This window comes from Methanobrevibacter sp. V74 (genome assembly GCF_963082495.1).
GTDB lineage: Archaea > Methanobacteriota > Methanobacteria > Methanobacteriales > Methanobacteriaceae > Methanocatella.
Genome location: NZ_CAUJAN010000001.1, coordinates 477332 through 495977 on the forward strand (window position 1 = coordinate 477332; position 18646 = coordinate 495977).

Consider the following 18646-nt stretch of genomic DNA (forward strand, 5'->3'; position numbering starts at 1 on the left):
TATGGCCATTAACAATAGGGCATTTGTATGGAAATTCGCTGTCATCAAAAATTAAGTGAAAAATACCATTTTTATCTAAAGTGAGGTATTAATGGAAATGTTCTACATTGAATTGGTCTAATTGATCTATCACATTTTGGCGGATTTCTACATTTAACTAAATAAATTTTGCCTTTCCAGGAATGGGGATATTTAATTTCAGATGAATCAATATAATACAGGTCAAAATCAGAGCTGTCTTCATACATCAATTCTTCACTAGGAAGCAGATATAAAGCTAGTTCTTCGTTTTTATAGTCTTCTGAATCATAAACGCAGCATATTTCCCCACATAATTTTCCGCAGTCAAAATTAACAGGAGAGACTTTATCAAGTTTTTCATATATCCTTTTAATTGATTTTTTCATTTCACTAGCTGTAATTTCCATATTTTTTTTAATTTATTTTAAATATTTAAATAATTTGTTAAATCATGTTCTTTCAGAAACATGTGGATATTTTCTGTTTTGATATTGGATTCATTTAAGTGAAGTATGAATATTTTTAGATTATCAGTTAATTTTTCTAATTTTATTTAAATATTAGATTATAATTATAATTATTAAATATATTATCATATTATTTTTTAAACATGAAATTCTAAATTATATTTTATGATATATTGAATATATAAAATTCAAATCCCACAAGTTTTTAAATGAGTATAAATTATTTAAATTAAACAAAAATTTTATATATATATTATTTATATAAATAATGAACATGATTTAAATAAATTGTTTTTTGTTTAAATCTAAAATTGTAATATGTTAATAATTATATCTAACATAGAGAAATCTTTAGGTTGATGAAATGAATAATATATTTTACTAAAAATATAGTTTCTCATTTGCAATTTAAATATAATTTAGAGAAAGGTAGTATATTATATATTTAAAAATAAGTCTAATTGGATTAAGCTAAATTTATTTTAAGAATTTAGACAGAATCACCATTGATTTATTTAAAATTAAATGTATATGAAATTCCTATCTAAAAAATAAGGAGTTAAAAAAATGAAGAAAAAAATAATTATATTACTATTAATGCTTTCATTATTTTTAACCATTTCTTCAGTATCTGCATTAGACACAGATGATACTGTGATGATGGAAGATAATAATCTAAATTCTAATGATGCTATTAGTAATATTCATGATGATGGATTCAATAGCGGCAGTGTTGATAAAACATCTGATATTGGTACTGACCCAAGTGAAAACATCATAAATACTAATGAAAATGCTATTCTTAATAATAAAACAGTCTCTTTTGAAAATGATTCAACAAACACTATTGAGCATAGTATTAATAAAATGTTAAAATCAGGTCCATCAAGATCAGGCAATACATTTTATATTAGTTCTAATGGTAACGGTACTGGTTCGTCTAGTAGTGATCCAACAAATTGGACTAATGCATACTCAATTGCTCATGATAATGATAAAATTTATTTCCTTGATGGAACTTATATTCTTGAGAATATTAATATAAATAAAAATTTAGTTCTACAGGCTATAAATGGTGGAAGTGCAATAATCAATGCTAATGGCATAAATAGAGTATTTTCAATAGGTTATAATAAAAATATTATTATAAATGGTTTAACATTTATAAATGGAAAAACTACTGGAAATGGAGGAGCAATATCTTTTAATTCAGGAAATCTTACTATAATTAATTGTAAATTTTTTAATAATAGTGCAGATGGTTCAGGTGGGGCAATATACCTCAGATCTGGAAATTTGAATATATCTAATACAAGTTTTATAAATAATTATGCAAATGAAGATAATGGTGGAGCAGTACTGGCAGATAATATTCGTATTACTCATTCTAATTTCACCAATAACGTTGCAGATGGTTCAGGTGGAGCTATAAGAGCTTATTATAATTTAATCATATCTGATTCTATTTTTACTAATAATACATCTATAAAAGGTCAAGGTGGAGTTTCATATGCTAAAAATACTACTGTAAATAATTCTGTTTTTGTTAATAATACTTCAATAAACGGTGGAGGAGCAATATATTCCAATGTTGAATACTTAATTAACAATTCTGAATTTATTGGTAATAAAGCAAACAGCGATGGTGGAGCTATTGCATCATATGACACTGGTCGCATATTTAATTCAAACTTTACTAATAACTCTGCTACATCAAATAGCGCTGGAGCAGCATATGCTAGAATCAGTATTGAAATTGTTAATTCAAACTTCAACAACAACTCTGCTACATCAGGTAGTGGTGGAGCAGTACATGCACAATCAGAAGTCAAAATTAATAATTCAAATTTCACCAACAATGTTGCTGGCAATGGAGGTGCAATATACTCCAATAAAAAAAGTGTTGTTAATAATTCAACTTTTACTAACAACTCTGCTACTGATGAGGAAGGTGGAGCAATCTTTTCTGTAAGAGATGTTGAAGTTGATAACTCCAATTTTATAAATAATCATGCAAAAAGCTTGGGTGGAGCAATAAGTGCTTATAATGAAATTATCGCTAATAATTCTAATTTCAATAATAATAGTGCAGAATATGCTGGAGCAGTATATTCTCCAAAATTAAATTCTAAGAATAATAACTTCACTAACAACAAGGTAATTTACCATGGTGGTGGAATTTATGCAGATGTGTTAAATTCAGAAAATGATAACTTTATCAATAATTCTGCAAAATACGCTGGTGGTGGTGTTTTTGTTGGATCTAATGCAGATATAAAAGAATCCAATTTTGAATCAAACACTGCAGTAAATGGTGGAGGATTATTTAGTCATGTCAATGCTACTATTAATAAATCTAATTTCACTAACAACAATGCCTACGATGGATCTGCAATCATTAGTGGAAATTTAGTTTTAACCAATAGTAATTTAGAAAACAACACCTCTAAAGGATATGGAATTATCTATGCTGAAAATGCTACTATTAAAAACAATAAGTTTAAAAACAATAATGCATTAAAAAATAAAGAAATTTATGTATTAAATGAATTAAATCAAAGCAATAATACTTTAACTCCTAATCAAATAGAAGATATTAACACTACTACAGTAAAAGTGGAACATGTTAATAATGTTACTTATTTAGTTGATTTAAAAGAAGGGTTAAAAGGATATTGTTTACAAAGAACATTAAACTTCCCAGATTATGTCTATTTATTAAATAATCTTAGTTTAGCACTTAATCAATTAACTGGTGAAGATGTTAGTGAATACTTAAAGATTTTAATTTATAAAAACTATTTTACTGATAAAAAAGATAACATAACTTTCAGTTTATGGGACTTTACAGATGGTGATTTTAGAAACAGTAATAATACTTTAACTAAAGAAGTAATTGCATTATATAATTCTGGATTCCGCGTACCAAATTACAATGCTAGTTTAATATTAGCTAATGGTACTCAAGTATTATTTAATTTTTATAGTGCAGGCAGTTCAACAACTCAAAATTTATTCCTATTTAATATTACATATATGGGAAATAATTATGATTTGAAAGTTGAAAAAATTACTTTAAATAAGACTGTTATAAATGGAGAAAAAGTGAAATTCATAATTAGAGTAACAAATATGGGTGATACAATCCTTCATAATGTTACTGTATTTGAAAAAAAATATGATGGTTTAATTTATGATTCATATATTGATGAAGGAAATAATTGGAATTATAAAAATGGTAAGTGGATTTACAAAAATCAATTGAATATTAATGAATCTGTAGAATTTGTTGTTGTGTTTAATACATTTAAATCCGGTAATTTCACTAATGTTATAGTTTCTTCATCTAATGAAACTAAAAATAAAACTACCAATAACACTACTTCCGTTCGCACTCCAAAAATGTCTATTGTAAAAATTTCAAATAATAAAACTGTTAAAGTAGGTGAAACTGTTAGTTTTACTATTATTGTAACTAATACTGGTGATTGTAATTTAACTGGTGTTTATATTAAAGATAATAAATACTCTAAAGGCTTAGTTTATTTATCTTACATAGATAAACATAATAAATGGACTTTTGATGGAAAAAATAAATGGACTTATAAAGGAGTATTGGCTCCTGGAGAATCTATAAGTTTAGATATTCTATTTAATACAACTAGTACTGGTATAAAAGTTAATACTGCTATTGCAGGAAATAATATAACTAATGAAACTGTTAATAGTACAAATAAAACTAATGTAACTAAGATAATAATAAAAAAACCTGATAATAATACAAATATTAGTAATAAAGAACCTGATAAAAAAACAGTTCTAAATGTTTCAAGTTCACCTAGAACTGGAAACCCATTAGTAGTTTTTTTTATTTTTAAGTTTAATTTTAGTATTAGTTCCATTTAGAAAAAGATAAATTTTATGTGTTTAATAAAAACACATATTATTTGTTGTTTTTCTATTTTTTTTATTTTTTTTATTAAAGGTTATCCTTTAAAATTTGTTTTAGAGATTTTTTGATTTTTTTATTAGATTGAAACAATCCAATTTATTATTCTGAATTTTAGTAGTATATTTTTTTCAGTTTTGAGTTTTAAAGAATATTCAACAATTTAATAATCTTGACAAATCAAATCTACCATTATGCATTTATCACTATGTGCTTTATTTTTATAATAAACAACTAACTATAGTTACTAACCAAACTTTTATTATAGATGTTGGATAAATTATAAAATATGTCTGGAAAATCTAAAATTAATGTTTTTAACAAAATGACAAAAATCGCTTTGGATGAAGAAATCAGCAATTATGTGGCTTACCATAGGTATTATCAAAGGCTAATTGCAGTCAAAATAGTTAGTGAAGGAAATACCATAACTAATGCCGCAAATATATTGGGAAAATCCTACCAAACAGTTCACAGATGGATTAAAACATGTGAATCTGATAGGATTAGAAGGTTTAAAACCATCTTTTGGTGGTGGAAGACCATCAAAATTAACTTATGATCAACTAATTGAATTAGACAAAATCATTGAAAAAACACCCAATATTTCAATGAAAGACGTACATAAACTTGTTAATGAAAAATTCAATGTAGATTATAGTTTAAAGCAAATAGGAAAAATTATAAAGAAATTAGAATACAATTATAGCAAAGCATATCCTAAATTTTCAAAATCCCCAAAAGATGCTGAAGAACAGTTAAAAAAAACTTAGAAGAATATAATGTAACAACAAATGATATTATAATCTTATTTGATGAAGCATCATTCCAAAATGAACCCTATACTCAAAAATCACTATATAAACAAGGAACAAAACACACACAAACTGTGTAAATCCATACAAATTCAAAATCAACGCCACAGGATCACTAACAATAAATGGAAATTCAACCATCACAATCACAAATTCATCAACAGCACCAGAAATTGCAATAGCACTTTTAAAATTAAGAGTAGCAAATACTAACAATGAAAAATACAGTAAAAATATTAAACAAAATAATATCCGATGTTAATCTAACTGATAAAGACATAAACAAATTATTAATGAAAAATAACAAAAATAATGAAATTTTTACAGCAAAAATTTTAAAAACATTAGAAAAAATATAAAGACAATACCACATCCACAATCACTAGAATCATTGGAAAAACACTGCAATAGAGAATCCCTCAATAATGTGAAAAAAAGAAGAGAAATAAGAAGAAAAATAACATTAAACCTATTACAAAAAGAAGACATAATAACAAAAATGCAAACCGAACAAAGAATATGTTTAATTCTAGATAATTACAATGTCCACAAATCCGTATTTATCAAAAAAAATAGCATTTATATCTTAATATTGAACTAATATACCTTCCACCATACTCTCCTCACCTAAATCCAATCGAACAAATATGGAGACAAATGAAAAAAGAAATAAAACATTATTACCTTAAATCAAAAGAATTTCTACAAGAATTAACTATAAAAACATATAATGAATCGATTTCTGGAACAAAAGTTTATGACAAATGGCTCGAAACATTTATACCAAAAGTTTAGTAATTAACTATAATTCTTTTTCAGAATTATTAATTGGTTTTATATATTGTTTTTTTTTTGATTACTCTTTAAACATTTTCAATGGGGCTTAAATCAGGACAATATTGTTTTAAATATATTAGATTTATATTTGATATTTCTGCAACTTTTTGAACCATTTTTGCTGTGTGAATCCTTGTATTGTCTAGAATTATATTAATTCTTTTTTTCTTTATGAGGTAGGATGGGACATGATTCTCATTAATTTTTAAAATTTTTTTTTTTCGCTTATTTTTTTTCCTTTAATTTTATATACTATGAAGTACAATCTTTTATTATAAATATTAATATTTATGGTTGTTTTATTTATGGTTTTAAAAGATGATACTATTAATCAGACTATGTTGGTGCCTATGGACTTGAGTAATTTGATTCCTGAAGGTCATCCGTGTTATTTTATTAAAAATGTGGTTGATCAAATTGATTGTTCCGAAGCTAACAAGGAGTTTTTCGTGATAAGCCTGGTGAACCTGCTTATCCTCGTGAAAATGTTGCTTAGGATTGGTTTGGATGAGTGTTATTTGATGGTGGATTGTCTTCTCCTAATTGAGAGAAGAACAAGAACTGAATATTGCTTATATGTACTTTAGCAGGCATGCAAAAGCCAGTTTATAAGGGACAATTTTATAAGATTCAAATTGGATTATACCTGATTTAATTGATGAAGCTTTTAAAACAACTTTTAAAGATTTGCAAAAGAAGAAAATCCGCCATTTAAGTTTTAGATGGAACTAAAGTAAAAACATCTTTAAAAAATAATAACCAATGAACAACAATTAAAAATAATCATGAAAAGAACACTTGGAAGAAAAGTATTATAAATTGGATCAAGAAGAAGATTTGGAATTGGGCGATGAATCTGGAAAAATTAGTGTTCCTGAATCATATTAACAAACAAAAATTCCAAGAAACAGTAAGAGAAAATCAATAAATCCTCTTAAAAATGATGGAGACCAAAGATAAATTGAGAGCTTCAAGTAAAAAAAACCTCTTAAAACAATCCAGAAGAAAAATCCTGAAAAAAAATTTACAAAAAAGCTTGAAAACACTCGAAGAAAAGCTTAAAGAATCCTGGAAAAAATGATGTAATTAAGTGTAAATGATCCAGATTCAAGATTTTTATGATTAATAAAAAAAAGGTAAAAATGGGGAATTTGTATTACAATGGACAGATTGCTGTAGACTCACATAAAAGAATAATCCTAGCATCATACATAACAATACAATCCAACAGACCATTACGAAACTTGTTCCATTAAATGGAACAAGTACAATCAAATTTAACAGAAATATAACGATGAAAATGCCTGTTAATTACCAAGTAAGTGCAGATAATGACTATTCAACAGATGAAAAACACAGAATATCTTGAAAAACATGGACCTTGACGGTTACATATCCTCACGAAAACTCTCAAGAAAAGAAAAAAAATAGTATAATAATTGTCCGAAAAAAAAACCATTTTTCCAAAGATAAATTATCAACTATGATCACGAAATGATGACCTATATCTTCCCCCCCCCAATTGGTCAACCACTATAGAAAAAAAAGCGAATACCAATACAAAAACAAAACAAGAATCACACATTGGACCAAAGAATGCAAAAACTGCCCAGTACAAGAATATTGCAGTAAAAACACAACGATACAGAATAATCAGTGACTATGGAAAAATTTCAAAAATAAAAATGCAAAGAAAAATAGAAAACCACAAAAGCCCCCCAAAAAAATCTACAAAAATACGCTCAAAAAAACAGCAGAAACTACCATTTACAAACATGAAACAAAACATAAACCTAACAAAATTCACAACAACAGACTTAAAACAAGTAAAATACAGAATTTAAACTATACACAATAAGACACAACTTAAAAAAGAATATACAACAAAATAAACAATAGAAACAACTGAAAAATAAAATTATTGCAAAAAATTTTTAAAATAAAAAAAATTCTATGAAAAATTAAAAAATTTCATGTCCCATCCTGCCAGAATAAAAAAAAATCGCAAAAAAATCGCGAAATAAAAATTTTTGAAAAAATTAAAAATAATACTTTAAAATAGAGTATAATGAAAATAGAGAATAATTTAATTTAAAAATAGGAAAAATAAGTAAAATTATTAAATTACAGATTTATTGACAAACCTCTTAAAAAAAGAAAAATGGAAAATCAAAGATTTTCCTAAAATTATTTTTTATATTTCGGTATTATACAGTTTATAATTAATAAAAATCCAGCTAATATAATAGTTACTGGGTTTCCAGTACTTTTTATAACACTTTCTGAAGCTTTATTAATATTGTCTGTTTTATTAGGAATTATTTTATTTTCTTTAACTATGAATTCTGTTGAGTTAGAAGAAGCTGTGTAATTTTCACAACCTGGGTAATAAACACTAATAGTATATTTTCCTGAATCTAAAATTGGGCCAATAAATGTTCCTTTACCATTTACTACTTTAACTTTGTATTCAACACCATTTAATTTAACAATTACAGTGGCAGTTAATGCTTTGCCATTGATATCAGTTAAGGTAATTTCAGCTTTTGTTTTTTTACCATGACCTACATTAGTAACTTTTATTGTAATGATTGTTTTCAATGGTTTAACATTGAAAGTATCTGAAGCATTTGAACTATAATAATTATTATCACCTAGATAATAAACACTAATAATATATTTGCCACCTGCTAAAACTGAACCAATAAATGTTCCTTTACCATTTACTACTTTAACTTTGTATTCAACACCATTTAATTTAACAATTACATTAGCTGTTAATGGGTTTCCATTTATGTCTGTTAGTGTGATGCTTGCAGTTGCATTTTCACCATAAGTTTTATCATCTGCAGTAATTGTAGTAATTGTTTTTAATGGTGTGACTTTGAAAGTATCTGTGTCGTTGGAACTATAATAGTTATTCCCACCTAGATAATATACAGTTATATTGTAGTTTCCTGCGTCTAAGATTGATCCAACAAAGATTCCGTTTCCGTTTATCACATTAATAGTGTAATTTACCCCATTTACATTAATGGTTACATTAGCTGTTAATGGGTTTCCATTTATGTCTGTTAGTGTGATGCTTGCAGTTGCATTTTCACCATAAGTTTTATCATCTGCAGTAATTGTAGTAATTGTTTTCATTTTAGATAAAAATATAGATAATATCACATGTTCATCATCAGATAAAGATTGTATAGAGAAATAATTATCAGTACCTATAGCAAAATAACTTAAAGTAGTATTCCTTATATCTCCAGTTGTTGTTTGATTGTATGGTCCAATAACAGCAACATTGAAATAAGGTAATAAACTTGGATCATTTAAAATATCAATATTAGTATTTAATTTATATCCTAATGTTACATTATATTTATTAACTGGATTTAAAGTTGCATTAACAAATGTAGTATATTCATCAGCAGATAACATTAAAACATACCAGTGACTCAATGTTAAGTTATTTCCAGTATCTGTTATTTGTGATAAAGCATTATTAACACCCCACCAATTTAATTCAGAATTGGTGTTGTTTCCAGTATTATTTAATCCATTAGAGTTACAATTTTTATAAATGCGATTATAATTTAAGGTATTGTTAGTTCCATTAACAATGAATCCACCATTATTTTTTAAAATAGTTGAAGAAATAACAACATCATTGTTACTTTTCATTATAATACCAGTACCATTGTTAGAAGCTATATAACTTCTGTTTAATGTATTATTTCCATTATTTTTTTGCTTATTTTTATTTTCAACAAAAATAACTCCATTACCATTATTTATAATAGTTAAATTAGATAAATAATTATTCCGTCTCCTTCTATAGTCAATCCATTTAATTTGTTTCTATTAATGATATTATTTATTATAGTATTATTATCACCAAAAACACGAATACCATCTTTAGAATTATCAGTAACATTATTATTTGCTACTTTGGATTCAGATATTTTGTAAGTATTTTCATTATTGTTAGTATAATGACCTAATGCAATACCAATTTCAGATTTAGATATGTTATTAAATTCAATAGTATAATTTTTACCATTGCTTACAGATATTCCATAAGTATTGTTAAAAATTTCATTACTTGATATATAAACATTATTCCCTTTTTTAATTAATATTCCATTATTTTCATTATCAAAGATTAAATTATCAATAATAAAAAGGTTTTTTGCATTTGTTGCACTAATTCCATTAGTATTATTATAAATTTTATTATTTTTAATAATTGTAGTTGCATCAGAATCACTTTCAATTCCAGAATATGCGTTGTGGGAAATAGTGTTATTTTCAATTAGGACAAAACCACCATATGTGCCTTCAATATAAATACCACTCTTAGTTGTTGGTTTATAAGAAGGTATTATGAAATCAATTTGACCTTGTGCTGTGCTGTTAAATATAGTATTATTTATAATTCTCACAGAAGTATTCATATTTTCTTTAATATAAATACCTGCATTAATAAGGTTGTTGTTTTCAATTGTAATATTACTACCACCTTCTAAAACATAAACCCCATTACCTCTCATATGGAATACAAAATAACTTTTTTTAACTGTTACAATTTGAGGATCTTTTACGGTATTATTGTAAACACGTCCATTATGTCCGTTACTAAATTTTATACCCCAAAATGACATGTTTACTGTGTTATTATAAACATTTGAGTATGAAGAATTCTTTGCATTATCAAGTGGTTCATAAAATTTTTCAACATAATTATTGAAAATTTCACTATGAGTACTGTTTTGCATTAAAATACCATAATGATTACCTGAAGATACTAATGGATCGTTATATTGTCCCCTAATCTTAAATGAAACAACACGATTATTGTTTACATTAAAATAATGTGTATTTTGAATAATAATTCCATAATGATAATATTCACCTATATTATTAAAAGAAACATCAATATTTCTAGAATCTTTTATTAAAATAGCAGTACCAACACCAGATGTTTTATTAAAGATGTTATTATTAATCTTTAAATCTGTAATCGAAGAAAAACTACTGTACATATTTATTTCTAAAAATTTTGAATTTTGAAGTGTTATATTACTAATACTATTAACATTGGTTATTGCTGTTTTATATCCTTCAAAAGTAGTATTATCGATTAAAATATTGTTTGTTTTTAATGTAATACCAACAATATTATTTGAACCTTTAAGTTTAATACCATTACCTAAAATTTTAACTTCTTTATTTACATTGAATTTGATGTTATTGAAGTTATCTATAGATGTTGTATTAAAAGAGACTGTATCACCATCAGAAAGGTTATAACCCATTGCAGAATTATGATTGAATAAATTATTTACATCATTACTAGTCCAATTACTATCAATAGTTATATTATTAGCTGAAACAGAACTAATACTCATAATTAAGATAAACAAAAATATTATTCCTAATGTTAACATTTTTTTATTAATCATATTCACCCCCTTTTATTAGTTAGTACATTTCAATAACTTAACTGATATTTTTATAGAACCATCAATTTTAATTGAAAAAAGTTAAAAATATATTAATTAATTTTTTTGAAATGCCCTAAATCAGTTATATAAGTATAATAATATTTATAAATTGTGGTTAATTTAAGTATTTTTTAAAAATTTGTCAGGATGGGACATGACTCTCATTAATTTTTAAAATTTTTTTTCGCTTATTTTTTTCCTTTAATTTTATATACTATGAAGTACAATCTTTTATTATAAATATTAATATTTATGGTTGTTTTATTTATGGTTTTAAAAGATGATACTATTAATCAGACTATGTTGGTGCCTATGGACTTGAGTAATTTGATTCCTGAAGGTCATCCGTGTTATTTTTATTAAAAATGTGGTTGATCAAATTGATTGTTCCGAAGCTAACAAGGAGTTTTTCGTGACAAGCCTGGTGAACCTGCTTATCCTCGTGAAAATGTTGCTTAGGATTGGTTTTGATGAGTGTTATTTGATGGTGGATTGTCTTCTCCTAATTGAGAGAAGAACAAGAACTGAATATTGCTTATATGTACTTAGCAGGCATGCAAAAGCCAGTTTATAGGGACAATTTTATAAGATTCAAATTGAATTATACCTGATTTAATTGATGAAGCTTTTAAAACAACTTTTAAAGATTTGCAAAAGAAAAAAATCCGCCATTTAAGTTTTAGATGGAACTAAAGCAAAAACATCTTTAAAAAATAATAACCAATGAACAACAATTAAAAATAATCATGAAAAGAACACTTGGAAGAAAAGTATTATAAATTGGATCAAGAAGAAGATTTGGAATTGGGCGATGAATCTGGAAAAATTAGTATTCCTGAATCATATTAACAAACAAAGAAAAATTCCAAGAAACAGTAAGAGAAAATCAATAAATCCTCTTAAAAATGATGGAGACCAAAGATAAATTGAGAGCTTCAAGTAAAAAAAAACCTCTTAAAACAATCCAGAAGAAAAATCCTGAAAAAAAAATTTACAAAAAAGCTTGAAACACTCGAAGAAAAGCTTAAAGAATCCTGGAAAAAATGATGTAATTAAGTGTAAATGATCCAGATTCAAGATTTTTATGATGGGTGTTCGCCAAAAGTAATTTTTTTGATGCAAATTTTTCTTTGTTTTTGAATTAAAGTAGTTTTAATCAGTTTCAAAAATTAATTTTAGATTTTTGGCGGACACCCAGAAAAGAAAAAAAATAGTAAATATTGTCCGAAAAAAAAAACCATTTTTCCAAAGATAATTATCAACTATGATCACGAAATGATGACCAATATCCGCCCCCCCATTGGTCAACCACTATAGAAAAAAAGCGAATACCAATACAAAAACAAAACAAGAATCACACATTGAACCAAAGAATGCAAAAACTGCCCAGTACAAAAATATTGCAGTAAAAAAACAACGATACAGAATAATCAGCGACTATGGAAAACATTTCCCAAAAAAAATAAAAATAAAAATGCAAAGAAAAATAGAAAACCACAAAAGCCCCCCAAAAAAAATCTACAAAAATACGCTCAAAAAAAAAAAACAGCAGAAACTACCATTTACAAAACATGAAACAAAACATACACCTAACAAAATTCACAACAACAGACTTAAAACAAATAAATACAGAATTTAAACTATACACAACAAAACACAACTTAAAAAGAACATACAACAAAATAAACAATAGAAACAACTGAAAAATAAAATTATTGCAAAAAATTTTTAAAATAAAAAATTCTATGAAAAATTAAAAAATTTCATGTCCCATCCTGCTATTGGTTATTGTGGATGTTAATATGAAATCTGTTTGTGTATCTGCTATACATGATAAATCTGATCAATTCCTTTTTTAATATATCGAGGTGAGAATTATTTAATTCTTTTAGTTGTTTTTCACTGTATCCAATATTATGGTGCATCGCAGATGCTAGTATCACCTGCCAGTATTGAATATCCTTTATAAAGACCAGGTCTATCTGGATCATTGTAAATTCCATCAATAAAGTCTTCATTCATGTCTAACATAGCAAATATGATTAAGCAATTTTCTTCTTTGAGAAATATCGGATTTAGTTAAAGTCATATTTTTATCCTTCTTATCACTTCTAATAAAAATTTATAGCCTCTACAGCAGTCGTTCGACCACAATCATAGAAAGAATACTTAATTATACTTCCTAAAGTAGTTTTTCGAATACGAACAAAATGCACTTTTCCATCATCATATTTTATATATTTTCGATTTTTCATATTTATCCTAATTTATTTCCCAAGTTTCATCACAAAATATTCCCTGAAATTAAAATCAAACATAAAATAATTTAAACAAATATAAAAACTATTAAAGTAAACACATCCAATTACACATAGCAAATTAAACGAATTTAAAACAAAAAAAATAATCAAAAACCCATAAAACAAGTAAAAAAATAAAAAATAAATCATATAAACTAATACAATATCAAATAAAAGATTTAAATAAGAAAAATAAGAAAATAAAATACTATAATTAAAAATTAAAAAATAAATTTCTTAAATTAACTGGGTTGATTCAGAACAGTTAATTATTTATAGATGATTGTATAGAATCATTATTAATTATTTAAATATTATATTGATTCAATTTCATTTAATTATGAAAATATTAAGATCCGGAGGATTGATATAAAATGATTAAGAATTTAAATAAAGTTATAATAGTGTTTTTATTTTTAATATTTTTATCTATTTCAGTTGTTTCAGCACAAGACAATGCAACATCTGAAATAGATTTAAGTGAAAATACTACAATTTTAGAAGTTGAAGATAATGATAGATTAAATGTTGAAATGAACAAAAGCGATTTAAAAGGATCTACTTCAACATTTACTGATTTGCAAAACATAATCAATGGTGCAAGTTCTGGTAGTACAATAACTCTAAATAAAGACTATACATATGTATTTGGAGATAATGCGATAATAATTAATAAACCTTTAACTATTGATGGTAAAAACCATGTACTTAACGGAAAATTAGCTACACGAATATTCTGGATAGGTGGCGATCAAGTCACATTAAAAAATATAAGATTCATAAATGCTAATAATACTCAAACAGATTGGGGTGGTGCCATTGACTGGTTGGGAGATAATGCTAATTTAGAAAATTGTTACTTTGAAAATAACCACGCACGTAAACTTGGTGGTGCTATTTACTTACATGGAACACAAGGCAATATAAAAAACTGCACTTTTAACAATAACCATGCAGAGTATGGTGGTGCTGTTTATTGGAATGGTAATAATGGTGAATTAAAGGATTGTTCTTTTGTTAATAACCATGCAGAGTATGGTGGTGCTGTTTGTTGGACTGGTGATAATGGTTTTTTAAGTGCTTGTTCTTTTGTTAATAACCATGCTAAATGGTATGGTGGTGCTGTTTGTTGGACTGGTGCTAATGGTAAGGTAGTGGATTGTTCTTTTGTTAATAACCATGCAGATGAAGATGATGGTGCTGTTTATTGGAATGGTGATAATGGTAAGGTAGTGGATTGTTCTTTTGTTAATAACCATGCAGATGGGTATGGTGGTGCTGTTTATTGGAGGGGTGATAATGGTTTTTTAAGTGCTTGTTCTTTTGTTAATAACCATGCTAAAATGTATGGTGGTGCTGTTTGTTGGACTGGTGATAATGGTAAGGTAGTGGATTGTTCTTTTGTTAATAACCATGCTAAAAAATTTAAAGGTAATGTTATTTATTGGTTTAAGTCAGGTGATATATTTGCTTGTACTTTTAGTGTATTTCGTCCTAAAAATACAAACACTGTTACTGTTAATAACTTAATTTACTACGAAAATAATAATTACAATGTTGATTACTATGAAAATGGTAATAAAATCCTTAATAGTGGGATAAATAAGAATATTGCTTTTTCTAATTTAAACAGTGGAAAACACACTATTAAAATGATTTATAAAAAAGATGGTAATGATTTGACTAATGATTTAATTATTACTGGTGATTCTTATTTAAATTCTAATAATGTGTATATGTTTTATAATGATGGGACAAAATATAAGGTAAAATTAACAGACTACCAAGGAAAACCTTTAATTTATAAAAATCTTCAAATCACAATCAAAAATAAAAAATACAACCTAAAAACAGACAAATATGGCTATGCTACTATACTTCTCAAACAAAAACCTGGACAATACTCAATAATAGCTAAATTCAATGGAGATAAAGATTATGGTCCAAGCACCTTTAAATCCATGGTAAAAATCTTAAAATTCCCCATAACAAAAAATAAAAACATGAATATTTATTTCATGGGTGGAATATTTAAAGTACAAATAATACATGCAAATGGTAAAAATGTAGGCGCTGGAAAAACAGTAAAATTCACAATATCAGGAAAAACATACAGTAAAAAAACAGACAAAAATGGATATGCAAGCCTAAAAATCACACAAAAACCAAAAACACACACTATAACCACAAAATATGGCAAATTCATTACAAAAAATAAAATCACAATCCAACCAGTACTAACAGCAAAAAACATCATAAAGAAAAAAACAAAAACAACAAAATTCCAGGCAAAACTAGTAAACACAAAAGGAAAACCACAAGCAAAAAAGAAAATAACATTTAAATTCAAAGGAAAAAAATACAAAAAACTAACAAACAAAAAAGGAATAGCCACACTAAAAATCAAAAACCTAAAAAAAGGCAAATACAACATATACACACAATACACCAAATCAAAAATAAAAAACACAATAACAATCAAATAAAAAAAAAGAATAAGGAACCACCAACACTTCCTTATTTTTTTAACCTTTTTTATTATAGTTTTTCTCTAAAAGTTTATACTATTTAGATCATGCCAATTTTCATAAAATGATTTTTCTTTCTAAATAATTTCATAGAATTTGTTCTAAAATATTTTTATTATAGTTACTAACCAAACTTTTATTATAGATGTCGGATAAATTATAAAATATGTCTGGAAAATCTAAAATTAATGTTTTTAACAAAATGACAAAAATCGCTTTGGATGAAGAAATCAGCAATTGTGTGGCTTACCATAGGTATTATCAAAGGCTAATTGCAGTCAAAATAGTTAGTGAAGGAAATACCATAACTAATGCCGCAAATATATTGGAAAAATCCTACCAAACAGTTCACAGATGGATTAAAACATGTGAATCTGATAGGATTAGAAGGTTTAAAACCATCTTTTGGTGGTGGAAGACCATCAAAATTAACTTATGATCAACTAATTGAATTAGACAAAATCATTGAAAAAACACCCAATATTTCAATGAAAGACGTACATAAACTTGTTAATGAAAAATTCAATGTAGATTATAGTTTAAAGCAAATAGGAAAAATTATAAAGAAATTAGAATACAATTTTATATAGCAAAGCATATCCTAAATTTTCAAAATCCCCAAAAGATGCTGAAGAACAGTTAAAAAAAAACTTAGAAGAATATAATGTAACAACAAATGATATTATAGTCTTATTTGATGAAGCATCATTCCAAAATGAACCCTATACTCAAAAATCACTATATAAACAAGGAACAAAACACACACAAACTGTAAATCCATACAAATTCAAAATCAACGCCACAGGATCACTAACAATAAATGTAAATTCAACCATCACAATCACAAATTCATCAACAGCACCAGAAATTACAATAGCACTTTTAGAATTAAGAGTAGCAAATACTAACAATGAAAAATACAGTAAAAATATTAAACAAAATAATATCCGATGTTAATCTAACTGATGAAGACATAAACAAATTATTAATGGAAAATAACGAAAATAATGAAATTTTTACAGCAAAAATTTTAAAAACATTAGAAAAAATATAAAGACAATACCACATCCACAATCGCTAGAATCATTGGAAAAACACTGCAATAGAAAATCCCTCAATAATGTGAAAAAAAGAAGAGAAATAAGAAGAAAAATAACATTAAACCTATTACAAAAAGAAGACATAATAACAAAAATACAAACCGAACAAAGAATATGTTTAATTCTAGATAATTACAATGTCCACAAATCCGTATTTATCAAAAAAAAATAGCATTATATCTTAATATTGAACTAATATACCTTCCACCATACTCTCCTCACCTAAATCCAATCGAACAAATATGGAGACAAATGAAAAAAGAAATAAAACATTATTACCTTAAATCAAAAGAATTTCTACAAGAATTAACTATAAAAACATATAATAAATCGATTTCTGGAACAAAAGTTCATGACAAATGGCTCGAAACATTTATACCAAAAGTTTAGTAATTAACTATAATATAAAATAACTGAATGGTTTACTATACTAGGAGTGTGATTCCCACAACATGTTTTAACTTGAATTTATTTTTTAGTTTAGGGGGATTTATCTCAATTAAATTTATACATTAACGATTAATTTAAATATAAATTTAAATAGAATAAGGATTATATAATTTTTTTAAAATGATATATTGGGTAAAAACATGAGTGAAAAAAGTAGAACAAGTGCAATGATTTTATCATTCTTATTTACTGGAATGGGTTTTGTTTATCTAGGTAATGCCAAGAAAGGCATAGGATTATTTGCTATTGGAGTAATCTGCAATTTACTGGGAATGTTTTTATTTGGTTTTTTTCATTATATTTCAATTCTCACATGGATTGTATCCCTTTATCTGACATATAAAGAACCTATTATAACTAACAATGAAATGCCTATTGGTAGAAGACATGTTAACAGGAGATCTATTGATAATAGAATCTATTCCAATAGAGTTTATGATGGACCAGCTTCAAGGGAATATGTTAATGATAATTATCATAATGAGGGGTCTCTTCCAAAAGACTATTATGTTGATGAGAGATATGAAAGAGTTCATGGCGATGAAAGACATTCTAATATCCGCTATGAAGCTAGAAGCTATGATAATGAGGAACCTGTCACCAGGCAATATCATGATAATAGAAAATTTCATGATGAAGACATTATGAGTAGAAGACGTATTAAATAAAATATTGTAA

15 protein-coding genes are annotated in these 18646 nt (G+C 25.9%); 9 read left to right on the plus strand and 6 right to left on the minus strand.

Annotated elements, in window-relative coordinates; genetic code table 11:
• Positions 1-71: 71 nt before the first annotated feature.
• Positions 72-428, minus strand: coding sequence for a hypothetical protein (locus tag Q9969_RS02330; protein ID WP_305554005.1), 357 nt, complete (start codon positions 426-428; stop codon positions 72-74).
• A gap of 627 nt (positions 429-1055) precedes the next feature.
• Here Q9969_RS02330 and Q9969_RS02335 point away from each other — a divergent pair.
• The 3 genes from Q9969_RS02335 (at position 1056) to Q9969_RS02345 (ending at position 5210) form a co-directional block, all read left to right on the plus strand.
• Positions 1056-4394, plus strand: a complete 3339-nt coding sequence (locus Q9969_RS02335; protein WP_305554008.1) for a hypothetical protein — start codon at positions 1056-1058, stop codon at positions 4392-4394.
• Between the two features lie 332 nt (positions 4395-4726).
• Positions 4727-4999, plus strand: coding sequence for a helix-turn-helix domain-containing protein (locus Q9969_RS02340; RefSeq protein ID WP_305554011.1), 273 nt, complete (start codon positions 4727-4729; stop codon positions 4997-4999).
• Positions 4929-5210 carry a winged helix-turn-helix domain-containing protein gene (locus tag Q9969_RS02345; RefSeq protein ID WP_305554014.1) on the plus strand — a complete coding sequence of 94 codons (282 nt, stop codon included), beginning with the start codon at positions 4929-4931 and terminating at the stop codon, positions 5208-5210. Before Q9969_RS02340 ends, Q9969_RS02345 begins: the two co-directional genes overlap by 71 nt.
• A 27-nt stretch (positions 5211-5237) precedes the next feature.
• Here Q9969_RS02345 and Q9969_RS02350 read toward each other — a convergent pair whose 3' ends face one another.
• Positions 5238-5468, minus strand: a complete 231-nt coding sequence (locus tag Q9969_RS02350; RefSeq protein WP_305554017.1) for a hypothetical protein — start codon at positions 5466-5468, stop codon at positions 5238-5240.
• 384 nt (positions 5469-5852) lie between these two features.
• Between Q9969_RS02350 and Q9969_RS02355 the strand changes: the two genes are divergently transcribed.
• Positions 5853-6047: a transposase gene (locus tag Q9969_RS02355; protein ID WP_342766051.1), complete on the plus strand. Its 195-nt coding sequence runs from the start codon at positions 5853-5855 to the stop codon at positions 6045-6047.
• 68 nt (positions 6048-6115) lie between these two features.
• Here the strand turns inward: Q9969_RS02355 and Q9969_RS02360 are convergent, their stop codons facing one another.
• The 3 genes from Q9969_RS02360 to Q9969_RS02370 all read right to left on the minus strand — a co-directional run bounded on the left by Q9969_RS02360 (position 6116) and on the right by Q9969_RS02370 (position 11548).
• The gene (locus tag Q9969_RS02360) at positions 6116-6301 is read right to left on the minus strand and encodes a transposase (RefSeq protein ID WP_342766052.1); all 186 of its coding nucleotides are present in this window, start codon (positions 6299-6301) and stop codon (positions 6116-6118) included.
• A gap of 1975 nt (positions 6302-8276) precedes the next feature.
• Positions 8277-9767: an Ig-like domain-containing protein gene (locus Q9969_RS02365; protein ID WP_305554021.1), complete on the minus strand. Its 1491-nt coding sequence runs from the start codon at positions 9765-9767 to the stop codon at positions 8277-8279.
• Positions 9768-9886: 119 nt separating this feature from the next.
• Positions 9887-11548 carry a right-handed parallel beta-helix repeat-containing protein gene (locus Q9969_RS02370; RefSeq protein WP_305554024.1) on the minus strand — a complete coding sequence of 554 codons (1662 nt, stop codon included), beginning with the start codon at positions 11546-11548 and terminating at the stop codon, positions 9887-9889.
• A 2716-nt stretch (positions 11549-14264) separates the two neighbouring features.
• On the opposite strand from Q9969_RS02370, the gene Q9969_RS02375 reads away from it, so the two are divergent.
• On the plus strand, positions 14265-16376 hold the full coding sequence (locus Q9969_RS02375) for a hypothetical protein (RefSeq protein ID WP_305554027.1): 2112 nt from the start codon (positions 14265-14267) through the stop codon (positions 16374-16376).
• A 208-nt stretch (positions 16377-16584) separates the two neighbouring features.
• Positions 16585-16857 (plus strand): helix-turn-helix domain-containing protein, encoded by a 273-nt coding sequence (locus Q9969_RS02380; RefSeq protein ID WP_342766048.1) that lies wholly within the window; start codon positions 16585-16587, stop codon positions 16855-16857.
• A 289-nt stretch (positions 16858-17146) separates the two neighbouring features.
• Here Q9969_RS02380 and Q9969_RS02385 read toward each other — a convergent pair whose 3' ends face one another.
• A complete protein-coding gene (locus tag Q9969_RS02385) occupies positions 17147-17329 on the minus strand; it encodes a hypothetical protein (protein ID WP_305554030.1) in 183 nt (60 codons plus the stop codon).
• On the opposite strand from Q9969_RS02385, the gene Q9969_RS02390 reads away from it, so the two are divergent.
• The 3 genes from Q9969_RS02390 to Q9969_RS02400 all read left to right on the plus strand — a co-directional run bounded on the left by Q9969_RS02390 (position 17329) and on the right by Q9969_RS02400 (position 18636).
• Positions 17329-17472, plus strand: coding sequence for a hypothetical protein (locus Q9969_RS02390; protein WP_305554033.1), 144 nt, complete (start codon positions 17329-17331; stop codon positions 17470-17472). The two genes, Q9969_RS02385 and Q9969_RS02390, sit on opposite strands and share 1 nt — an antisense overlap.
• 232 nt (positions 17473-17704) lie before the next feature.
• Positions 17705-17908, plus strand: a complete 204-nt coding sequence (locus Q9969_RS02395; RefSeq protein ID WP_305554150.1) for a transposase — start codon at positions 17705-17707, stop codon at positions 17906-17908.
• A gap of 200 nt (positions 17909-18108) precedes the next feature.
• Complete coding sequence (locus Q9969_RS02400) at positions 18109-18636, plus strand: hypothetical protein (protein WP_305554036.1); 528 nt, start codon at positions 18109-18111, stop codon at positions 18634-18636.
• Positions 18637-18646: the final 10 nt, after the last annotated feature.

Bases quoted from the DNA above. Each gene is read 5' to 3' on its own strand.
- Q9969_RS02330 (WP_305554005.1), bottom strand. From the start codon at position 428: ATGGAAATTACAGCTAGTGAAATGAAAAAATCAATTAAAAGGATATAT.
- Q9969_RS02335 (WP_305554008.1), top strand. From the start codon at position 1,056: ATGAAGAAAAAAATAATTATATTACTATTAATGCTTTCATTATTTTTA.
- Q9969_RS02340 (WP_305554011.1), top strand. From the start codon at position 4,727: ATGTCTGGAAAATCTAAAATTAATGTTTTTAACAAAATGACAAAAATC.
- Q9969_RS02365 (WP_305554021.1), bottom strand. From the start codon at position 9,767: ATGAAAAGTAACAATGATGTTGTTATTTCTTCAACTATTTTAAAAAAT.
- Q9969_RS02370 (WP_305554024.1), bottom strand. From the start codon at position 11,548: ATGATTAATAAAAAAATGTTAACATTAGGAATAATATTTTTGTTTATC.
- Q9969_RS02375 (WP_305554027.1), top strand. From the start codon at position 14,265: ATGATTAAGAATTTAAATAAAGTTATAATAGTGTTTTTATTTTTAATA.
- Q9969_RS02380 (WP_342766048.1), top strand. From the start codon at position 16,585: ATGTCTGGAAAATCTAAAATTAATGTTTTTAACAAAATGACAAAAATC.
- Q9969_RS02390 (WP_305554033.1), top strand. From the start codon at position 17,329: ATGAAAAATACAGTAAAAATATTAAACAAAATAATATCCGATGTTAAT.
- Q9969_RS02400 (WP_305554036.1), top strand. From the start codon at position 18,109: ATGAGTGAAAAAAGTAGAACAAGTGCAATGATTTTATCATTCTTATTT.